11 protein-coding genes are annotated in these 13787 nt (G+C 71.9%); 5 read left to right on the top strand and 6 right to left on the bottom strand.

Annotated elements, in window-relative coordinates; translation table 11 throughout:
• Window positions 1–5: 5 nt before the first annotated feature.
• Complete coding sequence (locus tag ACH4S9_RS24075; RefSeq protein WP_398373801.1) at window positions 6–893, bottom strand: phosphatidylinositol-specific phospholipase C domain-containing protein; 888 nt, start codon at window positions 891–893, stop codon at window positions 6–8.
• Between the two features lie 170 nt (window positions 894–1063).
• On the opposite strand from ACH4S9_RS24075, the gene ACH4S9_RS24080 reads away from it, so the two are divergent.
• Window positions 1064–2167: a winged helix DNA-binding domain-containing protein gene (locus ACH4S9_RS24080; RefSeq protein ID WP_385341233.1), complete on the top strand. Its 1104-nt coding sequence runs from the start codon at window positions 1064–1066 to the stop codon at window positions 2165–2167.
• Between the two features lie 133 nt (window positions 2168–2300).
• Here the strand turns inward: ACH4S9_RS24080 and ACH4S9_RS24085 are convergent, their stop codons facing one another.
• Entirely contained in the window at window positions 2301–3215 is a 915-nt protein-coding gene (locus tag ACH4S9_RS24085) for an SGNH/GDSL hydrolase family protein (RefSeq protein ID WP_385341231.1), read from the bottom strand.
• A 129-nt stretch (window positions 3216–3344) separates the two neighbouring features.
• Window positions 3345–4022: an SDR family NAD(P)-dependent oxidoreductase gene (locus ACH4S9_RS24090; RefSeq protein ID WP_311723488.1), complete on the bottom strand. Its 678-nt coding sequence runs from the start codon at window positions 4020–4022 to the stop codon at window positions 3345–3347.
• 152 nt (window positions 4023–4174) lie between these two features.
• On the opposite strand from ACH4S9_RS24090, the gene ACH4S9_RS24095 reads away from it, so the two are divergent.
• Entirely contained in the window at window positions 4175–4873 is a 699-nt protein-coding gene (locus ACH4S9_RS24095) for a TetR/AcrR family transcriptional regulator (RefSeq protein ID WP_398373802.1), read from the top strand.
• Between the two features lie 72 nt (window positions 4874–4945).
• Here the strand turns inward: ACH4S9_RS24095 and ACH4S9_RS24100 are convergent, their stop codons facing one another.
• Together ACH4S9_RS24100 and ACH4S9_RS24105 are read right to left on the bottom strand one after the other, a co-directional pair.
• Window positions 4946–6145, bottom strand: a complete 1200-nt coding sequence (locus ACH4S9_RS24100) for a magnesium and cobalt transport protein CorA (RefSeq protein ID WP_398373803.1) — start codon at window positions 6143–6145, stop codon at window positions 4946–4948.
• A gap of 104 nt (window positions 6146–6249) precedes the next feature.
• Window positions 6250–7095: a LuxR C-terminal-related transcriptional regulator gene (locus tag ACH4S9_RS24105; RefSeq protein WP_311723485.1), complete on the bottom strand. Its 846-nt coding sequence runs from the start codon at window positions 7093–7095 to the stop codon at window positions 6250–6252.
• 100 nt (window positions 7096–7195) lie between these two features.
• Between ACH4S9_RS24105 and ACH4S9_RS24110 the strand changes: the two genes are divergently transcribed.
• From ACH4S9_RS24110 to ACH4S9_RS24120, 3 genes are all read left to right on the top strand, one after another.
• On the top strand, window positions 7196–8893 hold the full coding sequence (locus ACH4S9_RS24110; RefSeq protein ID WP_398373804.1) for an AMP-binding protein: 1698 nt from the start codon (window positions 7196–7198) through the stop codon (window positions 8891–8893).
• A gap of 37 nt (window positions 8894–8930) precedes the next feature.
• Window positions 8931–10694 (top strand): AMP-binding protein, encoded by a 1764-nt coding sequence (locus ACH4S9_RS24115; RefSeq protein WP_398373805.1) that lies wholly within the window; start codon window positions 8931–8933, stop codon window positions 10692–10694.
• A gap of 170 nt (window positions 10695–10864) precedes the next feature.
• Entirely contained in the window at window positions 10865–12772 is a 1908-nt protein-coding gene (locus ACH4S9_RS24120; RefSeq protein WP_398373806.1) for a hypothetical protein, read from the top strand.
• On the opposite strand, the gene ACH4S9_RS24125 is transcribed toward ACH4S9_RS24120, so the two are convergent.
• Window positions 12767–13717: an alpha/beta fold hydrolase gene (locus ACH4S9_RS24125; protein ID WP_398373807.1), complete on the bottom strand. Its 951-nt coding sequence runs from the start codon at window positions 13715–13717 to the stop codon at window positions 12767–12769. The genes ACH4S9_RS24120 and ACH4S9_RS24125 overlap by 6 nt on opposite strands.
• Between the last annotated feature and the right edge of the window lie 70 nt (window positions 13718–13787).

Here is a 13787-nt window from a genome sequence, read left to right on the forward strand (position 1 = left end):
CCCTGTCAGGCAGCCGGATTGTGCCGGATGAGGGTGTCGACGAGGCCGGAGACGGTGTTCGGGAAGTCCATCGGCACCACCCCGAGCCCGGTCCACCCGGCCGCCTCGGAGCTCTCCAGGAAGCTCTTGACCTGCGGGTTCAGTCGGTCCGCGTTGGAGCGGGGCGGGAGCAGGGCGGCGGTGGAGACATAGTTGACGAAGAGCTTGCCGGGCTGGGCGGCGGCCTTGCGGAACTGGGCCTGGATCTTCGGCCACTTGCCGAATGGCTCCGCCATGTAGTCGTCCTGGATATCGAAGAGCGCCGCGTCGGCGTACCGCACTCCCGGCATGTTGTCGGAGTCGGCGAGCAGGACGACCCTGCCGCGTGCCTGGCCCAGCGACGGGAGCGTGGCGTCCAGGCGGAACAGCGAGCGCCAGCCCTTCCCGTCGAGGTAGGTGTCGAAGATACGGCGGAACTCCGCGGCGCTCTCCTCCGAGTACTCCTGCTTGACCCGCATCAGCACGGTCTCCGACGGGTGCGCGCTCAGGAAGTCCCGGCAGGCGCCGAGGACGTCGTCGAAGTTGAGGTGCTGGTAGAACGCGCCGTGGTGGATGGGGAAGGCGCCCTCGAAGGCGCGGCAGCGGATGTCCAGGAAGCGTATGCCGCTGTTCAGCTGATCGCCGATGATGGTGTTCTGGCACTCCGTCCAGGGGCCGCCGTAGCGGGCGCCGGAGTCGTGGGTGCCCGGCAGTGTCAGCCGCTGGACGGGGGTGGCGTCGGCGATGCCGGACAGCCAGTCCGTGGCCGCCAGCGGCCGTGGTGCGGCGGTCGCCGTGGCCGTACCGCCCATGGCCGATACCAGTCCCGCGGCGGATACCGCGGCCGCGCCCCTCAGGAACCCTCGCCGGTCCATACGCAATCTCCCGTCGCCGTCGCTCACCTGTGCGTGCCATGTGTGCCGGACGGCATCGAAGCACAAGTCGGCTTGGGAAAACCCCAGTTGTGCCCTTCCCGGAACAGAACGAGAAGGAAGAAGGCCGGACGAGGACAGAAACTGTCCGCAAGGGTTCGTAGCGTAAGGGCATGACGAACGACGTGCTCGGTCCTCGCGCCCTCAACCGGGCCCTGCTGGAGCGCCAACTGCTGCTGAACCGGTCGGGGTCCCTCACCGCCCTCGAGGTGATCGAGCGGCTTGTCGGCATGCAGTCCCAGGCGCCCAACGCCCCGTACATCGGCCTGTGGACGCGCCTGGACGGCTTTGCCTTCGAGGAGCTGGCGCGCCTGACGCGGGAGCGGGAGGTGGTGCGGATGGTGCTGATGCGCGGCACCGTGCACCTGGTCTCCGCGGCCGACGCGCTGCGGCTGCGGCCGCTCATCCAGCCGATGCTGGACAGGCATTTCTTCGCGCGCCGACTGCCCGGCGTGGCGCGGGACGAACTGGTGGCGGCCGGGCGGAAGTCGCTCGGGCCGCGCGCCCTGAGCCCGGCCGAGCTGCGCGCCGAGCTCGGCCCCCGATGGCCGGGCGCGGACCCCGGTGCGCTGGTCGACGCGGTGCGTCTGTGCGCGCCGCTGGTGCAGGTGCCGCCGCGCGGGCTGTGGGGCAAGAGCGGCGGGCCCCGGTACGCGACCGTCGAGGACTGGCTGGGGCGGCCGATGGAGACCGAACCCTCCCTGGACGAGGTGGTGCTGCGCTATCTCACGGCCTTCGGGCCCGCGACCGTGGCGGACATCCAGAAGTGGTGCGGGCTGACCGGGCTGCGTGAGGTGGTCGAGCGGCTGGGGCCCGCCCTGCGGAGGTACCGGGACGAGAGCGGGCGCGAGCTCTACGACCCGGCGGGTGCGTCGCTGCCGGACCCCGGCACGCCCGTCCCCGCCCGCTTCGTCGCCGAATTCGACAACCTGCTGCTCTCGCACGCCGACCGCGCCCGCATCCTCGCCGACGAGTACCGGCGGCCGGTGATGGGTGACAACGGCATCGTGCGCGGCACGATTCTGGTGGACGGCTTCGTCGCCGGGATCTGGAAAATCGAGCGCGCCCGTGGCGTGGCGGCGCTGCGCGTGACGCCGTTCGTACGGCTCGGCGCCGCCGATCGGGAGGCTCTGGAGGCCGAGGGCGCGCGGCTGCTGGCGGTGACCGACGCGGCGGCGGGGGAGCGGGACGTGCGGTTCGAGCCGGTGGTGGGGTGATCAAGCCGGTCTGATCTGATCAAAATAGTGTGCCAAGCGGTCATCGTTCGATCAGTGTGATCGAACTCGCAGGCACAGCAGACGCAGCGACGAGGGTTCGGACCCGGGCGTGCCCGCCCGGGTCCATCCGGCATCAGACCTGACGAACGACCCCGCAGCGGAGCAGCGCGCGGTTCACGGCCGCCGCCATGGCCTGCTCACCCTGCGCGTTCGGGTGGGCCGGTGCCGCCGGGGTCTCGGGGGCGAGGCTCTCGATCCAGCGTTCACCGACGGGTTGGCACATGTCGTGGCCGATCGTGGGCTTGTATGTGTCGACGTACGCGGCCCCGCCGAGCTTGGCCTGGCGAGCGATCATGGCGTTGAGCGACTTCGTCTTGTCCCGCAGATAGGCGAAGTCGCCGGCGGCGAAGGGGACGCTGCGGCTCGTGCAGCCGACTCCGCTGTCGGGGAAGAGCGACGGATAGCCGACCATGACCACCTCGGCGCGCGGGGCCCGGCGGTTGACTTCGGCGATCACCTGGGAGATCTTCGGCGCGGTGGCGGCGATGCTCCGCTCCACCTGGTCGTCGCCGCCCTGCGTGAGGTCGTCGCGACAGGGGCTTCCGGTCGGGTTTCCCGCGCCCAGCGTGGCGCAGCGGCCGAGTACGGCGGAGAAGCCGATGTCGTTGCCGCCGATGCTCACGGTCACCAGGTCGGTGCCGCGGTTGAGGGCGTCGTACTGCGCGGGGGCCGTGTCGGTGGCGAGGGCCAGATCCGCCGTGGTCGCCCCCGAGCAGGTGACGTCCGTCAGCCGCGCCCTGTTCCGCTCGGCCACGAGATGCGGATAGTTGCTGTTGGAGCGGGCGCACGCGGTGTCGATCTGCTCGGGGACGCCGGGCGCCGCGGCGTAGGAGTCCCCCAGGGCGACGTAGTCGAGCGATGCGGAGTGCCGGGGCGCGGCGCTCGCCGGTACGGCGGACGTCATCGCGAGGGACAGGGCGCCCGCGGCGACCATGGCGCCGAGCGCGGCCGTGCGTTGACGTGAGCTCTGTGTCGAATGTTGTTTCACCCGGGCAAGTATCGTGAACGCCCGCTTGTCCACCAACCAACTGGCCGCCGTCGTGTCGGACTTGGCCGGTCGCGCCGCGGCGCTCGCACGCCGCGGCGCGATCAGGGTTCGGCCGGGGAACCGGTGCGATCAGCCCTTGAAGATGAGCTCGGCCTGGTCACGCCGGGTGGTGTGCAGCTCCCAGTAGACGGGGGAGATGTCCTCGGGCTGGATCACCGGCTGGCCGGGGATGAGGGAGACGGCGATCGACACGTCGATGCCGATGTGGGCGGCCTGGATGCCGGTGCCGTCCAGCTCCTTGTGCAGGTTGACCGCCCAGTTGCGCAGCGCCGCGGCGGCGGCGTTGACGTTCCCGACCACGGGCAGGGGGTCGAGCGAGCCGGCGCCGGTGGTGTAGAGCAGGGTGCCGGTGCCGGCCTCGCGCATGGCCGGCAGTACGGCCTTGGTGGCGGCGATCGCTCCGTACAGCTGGAACTCGATCTCGTGCTGGATGTGGGACGGGTCGCTTTCGGCGGGGGTGGTGAGGACGACCTGACCGAACGTCCCCAGCGGGGAGTACTCCAGGACGTCGATGCCGCCGAAGCGGTCCGCGGCGTTCTTGAGTGCCTGGGTGAGGGTGTCGCGGTCGAGGACGTCGGCGGGGAAGGCGGCGGCGGTGATGCCCTCGGCGGTGAGTTTGCCGACGAGGTCGTCGAGCTTGTCGGGGTTGCGGGAGATGAGGGCGACGTCGTAGCCCTGGGTGCCGAAGGTGCGGGCGATGGCCAGGCCCAGCTGGGGGCCCGCTCCGACGATGGCGATGCTGGTCACAGCGATCCTTTCGCAAAGCCTCTCTCGGTGAGGGGAGGCCGGGAATTTGGATAGCCCTATCCGAATTGCGATCCGGATAGGGCTTACCGGTTCAATGCGTCCACCGTACCATCGAAAATGGATAGGCCATTCCGATTGCTAGACTGGCCGGTATGACTCCTGGCGCCCAGCACCCCGACGACACCACCGCTCAGCCGCTGCGCAGCGACGCCGAGCGCAACCGGGGCAGGATCATCGCGGCCGCACGCAAGGTGTTCGCGCGCGACGGGCTGAACGCTTCGATGGCCTCGGTGGCCCGTGAGGCGGGTGTCGGGATCGCCACGATCTTCCGCCACTTTCCGGCCAAGGAGGAGCTGGTCGCCGCGGTCTTCGCCGACCGTATGGACGCCTACGCCGACGCGGTCGCCACTGCCCTGGACGACCCCGACCCCTGGCATGGTTTCGTCGGCTACCTCGAGGCCGCCTGCGCGATGCAGGCTGCTGACTACGGCTTCGCCGACGTGCTGACCACGACCTTCCCCACTGCCAAGGCGCTGGAGGCGCGTCGCAACGAGGCGTACGAGGGCATGGTGCGGCTCATCGACCGTGCCAAGGGTGCAGGCCGGCTGCGCGAGGACTTCGACCCCTCGGACCTGGTGCTGCTCCACATGGCGAACGCCGGCGTCGTCAACGCCACCGGTGACGCAGCCCCCGACGCCTGGCGCCGCGTCGTCGCCCTGTTCATCCAGTCCTTCGAGGCTCCCGCCCGGGGCCTGCTGCCCGCCTCTCCCGAGCACGAGGCCCTCTACAAGGCCATGCTCCGCGCCGGCCCGGCAGGCCTCACGGCGCCTGCCCCGGACAGGACAAGTTGAACCTTGGTTTTGTCGTTCCACGCGGGCTGGGGCGAGACGATCTTCCCTGGGGTCCCGGCGCCGGGTGACTGCTCAGAGCCAGTCCCGACGCTTGAAGATGACGTACAAACTGGTGCATACGATCGCCATCAGGAGGATTGCGAAGGGATATCCCAGCACCCAGTGCAACTCCGGCATGTCCCTGAAGTTCATCCCGTAGATCGTCCCGACCAGCGTAGGGGCGAAGAGGATGGCCGCCCAGGCGGAGATCTTCTTGACCTCCTCGTTCTGCTCGAAGCCCGCCTCGGCCAGCGCCCGCATCTCCGCGTTCTGCTGCTGGGTGACCAGGGTGGCGTTGACCGCGAGGATGTCGGCGAGGGCCGAGCGGAAGCCGTCCACGCGCTCGCTGGTGTGGGTGACGTGGTCGGCGACATCGCGCAGATAGCGCTGTAGCTCCTCGTCGGTGCCGTACTTGTCGAACCCGGCCATCAGGCCGTGCAACATCCCCACCAGCGGCCGGGTCGCACGCTGGAACTCGACCATCTCGCGGGAGAGTTCATAGATGCGGCGGGAGACCTCCGGGTCGCCGCGGAAGACCTCGGTCTCGATCTCGTCGATGTCGTTCTGCACCCCCGCGACCACCGGGGCGTAGCCGTCCACGACCGAGTCCAGGATGGCGTACAGCACGGCCTCGGGCCCGAGCGCCAGCAGCTCGGGCGTGGCCTCCACGCGGCGGCGCACCGCGGACAGGTCGGGGGCGGCGCCGTGGCGCACCGTGATCACGAAATCGGGGCCGACGAAGACATGCAGCTCGCCGAAGTCGACCTCCTCGGGCGCGTCGAGGTAGCGGGCCGCGCGCAGCACCACGAACAGCGTGTCGCCGTAGCGTTCCAGCTTGGGCCGCTGGTGGGCCTCGAGCGCGTCCTCGATGGCCAGCTTGTGCAGGTCGAACTCGTCCGCGAGCGAGAGCAGCTCCGCCTCGGTGGGCCGCAGCAGCCCGATCCAGGCCATGCTCCCCGGCTCCTCGCGCAGCCGCCGGTAGGTGGCGGCCAGGGAGTCGGGTGTGCCGATCCGGAGCCCGTCCCGGTAGGCGGCGGCGTCGACCACGCTGTGGTCGTCCTCCGCCGCGGTGCGGGCCGCCGGGTCCGCGGGGCGCGGCCCGCCGTCCGGCGGTGTGGCGGACGCGGCGCCGGGGCGTGCGGCGCCGGAGCCGCCGCGGCCCTGGGCGGCGCGCAGCCAGGAGGGCTTCCGCGGTGAGCGAGGGGGCCGGGGACGGGGCTCTTCGCTGTGCATCGCGGACCTCACCTCCCAAGCCATGGGCGCGCGGGCACGGGGCGCCGACCTCAGGGAAGGATATACGTCCCAAATGACCCGGACCGGGCGGGGGAGAGGGGGCGCTACGGGAGCAGCCCCGCGCGCCGTGCCTCCACCACCGCGTGCAGCCGGGTGTGCGCCCCCAACTTCCGCATGGACGAGCGCAGATAGCTCTTGACCGTCTCCGGCCGCAGCCCCAGCCGGTCCGCCGCCGCCGAGTTCGTCGCGCCCGAGGCCACGCACGCCAGCACATCCACCTCGCGCGGCGACAGCTCCACCCCCGGCCGCGCCGCCGTGTCCCCCGCCCCGCCGCCCGAGGAGGCCCGGGCCAGGCGCCCGCAGGCGCTGAGGATCCGCTCCTTCAGCTGCGGGTCGGTCACCTGCTGGGCCAGTGCGCGCAGGTCGCCGTGCGCCTCGCGGACCTCTTCCCACATCGCCGGGTCCGCGTCGGGCGGCTGCTGCGCCACGGTGATCAGCCGCTGCGCCTCTTCCTGCACCGCCAGCGACTGCTCCAGCTCCCGCACCGCCTCCATCGCCGCGTTCAGCGCCCGGTCGCCGAGCGCCAGGGGCTGGCGCAGCGCCCCGTACAGCACCCCGCGCACCCGGCCGCGGACCACCACCGGCACCGCCAGCATCGAGCGCAGGCTCTCGGCGCCGACCGCCGCGTCGTACTCGTGGCTGATGGCGCGCGAGGTCGGGTAGTCGACCACGGAGATCGGCCGGGACATGGTGAGGACCTTGCCGCCAAGACCGTTGCCGGGGGTGACGGCGAGCCCGCGCAGGGCGTTCGTCGTGGTGCCGGTGAGTTCGGAGATGCGGAACTGGCGCGAGTTCGGGAACAGCCCGCCGAAGGCCACGGGCAGGGCTCCGCGCCGTCGCATCCGCAGCAGGGTCGTCCGCAGATCCACCGTTCGGTCCGATTGCGCCACGGTCACCTCCCCGAAATATCACCACCCCCGTCCGGGGGTGGTGAGACCCAGATCACCCGTCGCACGATGCTAGCGAGCGGCACGGCGATCAGGAGGAGATGTGGCAGCAAACGGCCTGACTGACGGATTCCGGGCGGCACGGGACTTTCTCCTGGACCGTCGGAACGACTACACCGCCGCGTACGAGGGGTTCAGCTGGCCGCGCCCGGCCGAGTTCAACTGGGCGCTCGACTGGTTCGACCGGATTGCCCGGGGCAACGACCGTACCGCGCTGCACATCGTCGAGGAAGGCGGCCTCGAGACCCGGATCTCCTTCGAGGACATGCGCCGCCGCTCCGACCGGGCGGCGAACTGGCTGCGCGCCCAGGGTGTGCGGGCCGGTGACCGCATCGTGGTGATGCTCGGCAACCAGGCCGAGCTGTGGGAGACGGCGCTGGCGGCGATGAAGCTGCGGGCCGTGGTCATCCCCGCCACCCCGCTGCTCGGCCCGCTCGACCTCGTCGACCGGGTGGAGCGCGGGCGGGCCGCGCATGTGATCGTGCGGTCCGAGGACACGGCCAAGTTCGCCGAGGTGCCCGGCGACTACACGCGCATCGCGGTCGGCGGCGCGCCCGCCGGCTGGCTGGCCTACGCGGACGCTGGCACGGACACGGACGCCGGCGGGGACGAGCCGTTCGTGCCGGACGGTCCGACCCCGGCCGACGCCCCCCTGATGCTCTACTTCACCTCGGGCACCACCGCCCGCCCCAAGCTGGTCCAGCACACCCACACCTCGTACCCCATCGGCCATCTGTCGACGATGTACTGGATCGGCCTCAGACCCGGCGACGTCCACCTCAACATCTCCTCCCCGGGCTGGGCCAAGCACGCGTGGTCCAATCTCTTCGCCCCCTGGAACGCCGAGGCGACCGTGTTCGTGCACAACTACACGCGCTTCGACGCCACCCGCCTCATGGCCGAGATGGACCGCTGCGGGGTGACCACCTTCTGCGCCCCGCCGACCGTGTGGCGGATGCTCATCCAGGCCGATCTGACGCAGCTGCGCATCCCGCCCCGCGAGGCCCTCGCGGCCGGTGAGCCGCTCAACCCGGAGGTCATCGAGCATGTCCGGCGCGACTGGGGGGTGACCATCCGGGACGGGTTCGGGCAGACCGAGACCTCCGTCCAGGTCGCCAACACGCCCGGACAGCCGCTCAAGCCGGGCTCGATGGGCCGTCCCAGCCCCGGCTACGCGGTCACCCTGCTCGACCCGGTCACCGGGCAGCCGGGCGACGAGGGCGAGATCTGTCTCGATCTGTCGGGCCCCCTCGGCCGCCCGGTCGGCCTGATGACCGGCTACGAGGGCGACGAGGAGCGCACGGCCGAGGCGACGGCGGGCGGCTACTACCGCACCGGGGACATCGGATCGCGCGACGCCGAGGGCTACATCACCTACATCGGCCGCGCCGACGACGTCTTCAAGGCATCCGACTACAAGATCTCGCCATTCGAGCTGGAGAGCGCCCTCCTGGAACACGAGGCGGTCGCCGAGGCCGCGGTGGTCCCGGCCCCCGACCCGCTGCGGCTGGCCGTGCCGAAGGCGTATGTGGTGCTGGCCGAGGGGTGGGAGCCGGGGCCGGAGACCGCGAAGGCCCTGTTTGCGCACTCCAGGGCGGTTCTGGCGCCCTACAAACGTGTGCGTCGACTGGAATTCGCCGAACTTCCCAAGACCGTCTCCGGCAAAATCCGCCGTATAGAGCTACGCGAACGCACCCTGCGCGGCGATGGTGTCGAGTTTCATGAGGAGACCACCTCTTGACCGACCCGCACTCACCACGCGATCACGAGGAGTACTCATGACCGACCGACCGGCCGACCCATCAGGCCCACCGGACGCATCGGGCGCATCGGAACCATCGGACCCATCGGAATTCGACCCCTCCGTCCACGCGGCCGGGCTGTCGTACGCGAGCGGGGCGGGCGAGGTCCCGCTGCTCGGCGACACCATCGGAGCCAACCTGGCCGACACCATCGAGCGGTTCGGCGACCGCGAGGCGCTCGTCGACATCCCCAGCGGCCGCCGCTGGACCTACACAGAGTTCGGCCAGGCTGTCGAGGAGGTCGCGCTCGGGCTGATGGCCAAGGGCGTCGCCAAGGGCGACCGGGTCGGCATCTGGGCGATCAACTGCGCCGAGTGGGTGCTGGTGCAGTACGCCACCGCCCGCATCGGCGCGATCATGGTCAATATCAACCCCGCCTCCCGCGTCCATGAGCTGACGTTCGTGCTGCGGCAGGCCGGTGTCTCCGTCCTGATCTCCTCGACCGAGCACAAGACCAGCAACTACCGCCGCATGGTCGAACAGGTGCGCTCCGAGTGTCCCGCCCTGCGCGATGTCATCTATATCGGCGACCGCACCTGGGACGGGCTGTTGCGCGCGGGCGCCGATGTGTCCCGCGAGCGGCTGACCGAGCGTGAGGCCCGGCTGACCTGCGACGACCCGGTCAATATCCAGTACACCTCCGGCACCACCGGCTTCCCCAAGGGCGCCACGCTCTCGCACCACAACATCCTCAACAACGGCTACTCCGTCGGGGAGACGCTCGGGTACACCCCTCAGGACCGCGTCTGCCTGCCGGTCCCCTTCTCCCACTGCTTCGGCATGGTGACCGGCAACCTGGGCGCCACCAGCCACGGCGCCTGCATCGTCATCCCCGCCCCCGCCTTCGACCCGGCCGCCACGCTGCGCGCCGTCGAGCAGGAGCGCTGCACCTCGCTGTACGGCGTCCCGACGATGTTCATCGCCGAACTGGGGCTGCCCGACTTCGACTCGTACGACCTCTCCTCCCTGCGCACCGGGATCATCGCCGGATCCACCTGCCCGGTGGAGGTCCTGCGGCGCGCGGTGGACGAGATGCACATGGCCGAGGTGTCGATCTTCTATGGCATGACCGAGACCTCGCCGGTGTCCACCCAGACCCGGCGCGACGACGACCTGCGCCACCGCACCGGCACGGTCGGCCGGGTGCTGCCGCATGTCGAGATCAAGGTCGTGGACCCGTTGACCGGTGTGACAGTGCCCCGCGGCACCCGCGGCGAGCTGTGCACCCGCGGCTACTCGGTGATGCTCGGCTACTGGGAGGAGCCGGAGCGGACCGCCGAGGTGATCGACTCGGGGCGCTGGATGCACACCGGCGACCTCGCGGTGATGGACGAGGGCGGCTATGTCCGGATCGTCGGCCGGATCAACGATATGATCATCCGAGGTGGGGAGAAGGTGTACCCCCGGGAGATCGAGGAGTTCCTCTACACCCATCCGAAGATCGCCGATGTGCAGGTCGTCGGCGTGCCGGACGAGAAGTACGGCGAGGAGATCCTGGCCTGCGTCATCCTGCGGGACGGCGCCAAGTCGCTCACCCGTGACGAGCTGGCCCGCTTCTGCCGGGGCCGCCTCGCGCACTACAAGGTGCCCCGCTATCTGCGGCTCATGGACGCCTTCCCGATGACCGTCAGCGGGAAGGTCCGTAAGGTGGACCTCCGAACGGCGGGCGTCGCCGACGCCGTCCGGCTGCGGGACTCCCGCGCGGACGCCGGCGCCCAGGCGACGGCGCCCACGCGCTGAAAGTACCCCGGGCCGCAGGGCCCCGCCGGTGCCCCGCCCGCCCCACCGGTCATTCGGCCATCCGGCCGGATGACCACCGGACCAGGGACGGGCGGCCCGGTTGTCAGTGCCCCGTGATGGACTTGTGCCAAGCACAGCACGCGATATGGCGGGGCACCACGGGGGCACTGATGGCACGGAGTTCGGCACTGGCCGCGATCGACACACTGCGCGGGCTCTCCCGGGGCGCGCCGCCGCTGCCCGCGGACGAAGGCGTGCTGCGGCTCCTGGCCGACACGCACGTCACCCACTGGCCGGGCGCCGAGTTCCCCGCCTGGGCGCGCGACGCCTGGCAGAGCTGGGACGGCCGCGGGATCGCCGACCCGCTGCGGCTGGTGCCCGCCCCCGACACCCGCCGGGCGCTCAGCAGGCTCCGCGAGGGCCGCGGCTGGAGCGACTGGCTGGGCATCGTCGAATCGATCCGCAACGAGCTGGACACCGCCTGGCTCGCGGGCACGGTCACCGGCCCCGACATGCTCGCCGCCATCCCCGCCCGGTACACCATGCCGGTGGGGCCCCCGAACGGCTCCCCGTCCCTGTGGGTGCTGGAGCGGGCGCTGTGCGCCTTCCTGGCCGGCGCGCTCGGCACCGACACGGACGCCTGGCTGCGGCTGCTGACCGCCGTGGCGGAGGTGCCCATGGACCCCGGCGCGGTCCACGACACCACCTGGCCCGACCTGCTGGCGCGCGCCGCCGACACCCCTCCCGACCCCCGGCGGATCGTTCCGCACCCCAAGGTCACCGGCCGGGCCCGGGAGAAGCTGCTGCGCCGGGGCGAGTGGACCTGGCCGGCCGGGGAGGTGCTCCGGCGGGCGCCCGACGCCAAGATCCTGGACGCCCTCATGCCGCTGCTGCCCGACCACACGGGATGGCTGCTCGCGCTGTACGTGGTCGCCCAGCGGATGCCCGCGCCCGAGGCGGTCGTCGAGCATCTGAAGCGGAGCGGCGACCGCGAGGCGCTGCTGCTGCTGGCGGAGTGGGCCGATACGGACCCGCCCACCCACCGCGCCCTGCTCGCCGTCGGCGACCCCGAGATCCACCTCGCCCTGCTCACTCCGCACTTCTACCTCGGCTCGGAGGAGGCCCGGCAGGTGCTGGGCGGCTCGGTGCCGCTCGCCCCGTGCGAGCCTGGCGGTGTCAATATGCGGCTCCGCCGCGTGCCGGGCAACGCCCACCCCGATCTGCTGCACGCGGCCGAACCGGAGCTGATCGAGGCCGCGTTCGCGCACGACCGCGGGCGGTTCAAGACGCCTGAGCAGCTCGCCGGCTGTCTGAACCTGCTGCGCCGCGGCGGCCCCCCGCGCCTGTCCGCGCTGCTGGCCACCGGTCAGGTGGGCCCCGCCGTCACCAAGATGTGCCACCGGGCCCTCGCCTCCGCCGACCCCCTCGCCGCGCTCGAAGCCCGGGCGAAGCGCGAGCTGACGACGGAGAAGCTGGCGAGCCGGCTGCGCAAGGCCCGCCGCTACCGCTTCGACGACACCGACCGGCTCCTGGTCCTCTTCCCGGACATCGACTGGGCGTATCTGGAGGCCGAGCACGCCCGTGAGCCGTTTCCCCACTGGTCGGTGGTGGTCGCCCACGCCGCGACCCCGTCCGCCGTCGCCGCCCGCCACGCCGACGCGATCATGCGCGACCCGCGCGGCAGCTCCCGCCAACGCCCCGTCCGGGACGCCGAGATCGCCCGCGGAATGGCCCGCCACGGCCTCGGGGGCGCCGACTGGCGGTCGATCACCATGCGCGCCGACCAGCTGCTGACCGACGGCCTGCTGACCGACCGCGACCTGGTCTCCGCCGCCGCCCCCGCCGACCGCGTCCTCGGCTACCTCGGCAGCGCCCTCCGCCGCCCCGACGCACCGCCCGCGGCCCGGGCCGCCGCCGAGCGGGTCGCCGAGCTCGTCGCGGCCCACCTCGACGGGGCCGACGATCCGGACGCGGCCTGGCAGCGGGTGTACTCGCGCCTGGCCGGGCAGGACCTGCGGTGGCAGGGGGCGAGCAGCATCGAGGCCACCCTCACCGAGGGCCCGGCCGGGGCGTCATGAGCGCGCGCCCAGGCCGGTGGTGAAGGAGCGGATCAGCCCGGCGACCGCGCCCGGGCGCTCCAGGAGCATGGCGTGCGAGGCGTCGATGGTGTGCAGGGTGAGGTGGGGGTGCGCGGCCGCCAGCTCGCTCAGGTCGCGGTCCAGGCCCTTGACGTACGCGGTCATCAGCTCGTCGAACCACGCCAGCTCGCCGCCCTGTGCCGCCAGCCGTCCCGCGCGCACGATCAGCACCGGGCGGGTGAGGCGGCGGTAGACCGGGAAGAGGTCGAGCTCGTCCATCCGGTCGAGCATCTCCAGCGCCCGCTCCCGCTCCGGCCGCAGAAACAGCTGCCCCTCCGGGGTCTCGCCGAGCGCGCGCCGGACGCCCTCGTCGAGCACCTCGGGCTCGATCTCCAGCGCCTTGGCCATCGCCGCCTGCTGGGCGAAGACCGTCGTCTCCAGCGCCTCCGGGGGAAAGGCCATGCCCGCCGCGGCCTCGGAGAACCGGCGGGCGCGGGCGAGACCGTCGAGCACGGTGTCCCGGTCCAGGCCGACGTACTGCTCGGGGCGGCCGTTGCCCACGCCGTCGAGGTTGACCGCGGCGGGGGTGTGCGGGTGGGCGTCCGCGTACAGCGCGGCGGCCATGCCGCCGAGGGAGTGGCCGACGGGTATGGCCTCCGGGATGCCCAGGGCCGCCAGGACGGCCTCGATGTCGTCGAGCACGGCGGGGAACGTCCAGGGCGTGTCGCCGCGGCCGGAGCGGCCGTGGGCGCGCAGGTCCATCGAGACCACCCGGTGGTCCGTGGCGAGGTCGGCCGCGGTGACCGACCAGTCGGCGAGCGTGCGGGAGGCCCCGTGGAGCAGCAGCAGCGGGGTGCCGGCGCCGCCGTGGTCGCGTACGGCCAGCGTCACGTCGTCGCGCTCGACGGTGAGGTCGACGGGGGAGGCAGAGGCGGATGAGGGCATGGGGCATCGCTCCGTAGCGTCGCGAAAGTCGCGGAAAGTCGCGGAAAGGGGATCGACCACCACCGTAGGG

Origin of the sequence: Streptomyces sp. NPDC021225, from assembly GCF_044332865.1 — a bacterium.
In the GTDB taxonomy this organism is placed as follows: Bacteria; Actinomycetota; Actinomycetes; order Streptomycetales; family Streptomycetaceae; genus Streptomyces.

Bases quoted from the DNA above. Each gene is read 5' to 3' on its own strand.
- ACH4S9_RS24120 (WP_398373806.1), top strand. From the start codon at position 10,865: ATGGCACGGAGTTCGGCACTGGCCGCGATCGACACACTGCGCGGGCTC.
- ACH4S9_RS24080 (WP_385341233.1), top strand. From the start codon at position 1,064: ATGACGAACGACGTGCTCGGTCCTCGCGCCCTCAACCGGGCCCTGCTG.
- ACH4S9_RS24075 (WP_398373801.1), bottom strand. From the start codon at position 893: ATGGACCGGCGAGGGTTCCTGAGGGGCGCGGCCGCGGTATCCGCCGCG.
- ACH4S9_RS24100 (WP_398373803.1), bottom strand. From the start codon at position 6,145: ATGCACAGCGAAGAGCCCCGTCCCCGGCCCCCTCGCTCACCGCGGAAG.
- ACH4S9_RS24095 (WP_398373802.1), top strand. From the start codon at position 4,175: ATGACTCCTGGCGCCCAGCACCCCGACGACACCACCGCTCAGCCGCTG.
- ACH4S9_RS24125 (WP_398373807.1), bottom strand. From the start codon at position 13,717: ATGCCCTCATCCGCCTCTGCCTCCCCCGTCGACCTCACCGTCGAGCGC.
- ACH4S9_RS24115 (WP_398373805.1), top strand. From the start codon at position 8,931: ATGACCGACCGACCGGCCGACCCATCAGGCCCACCGGACGCATCGGGC.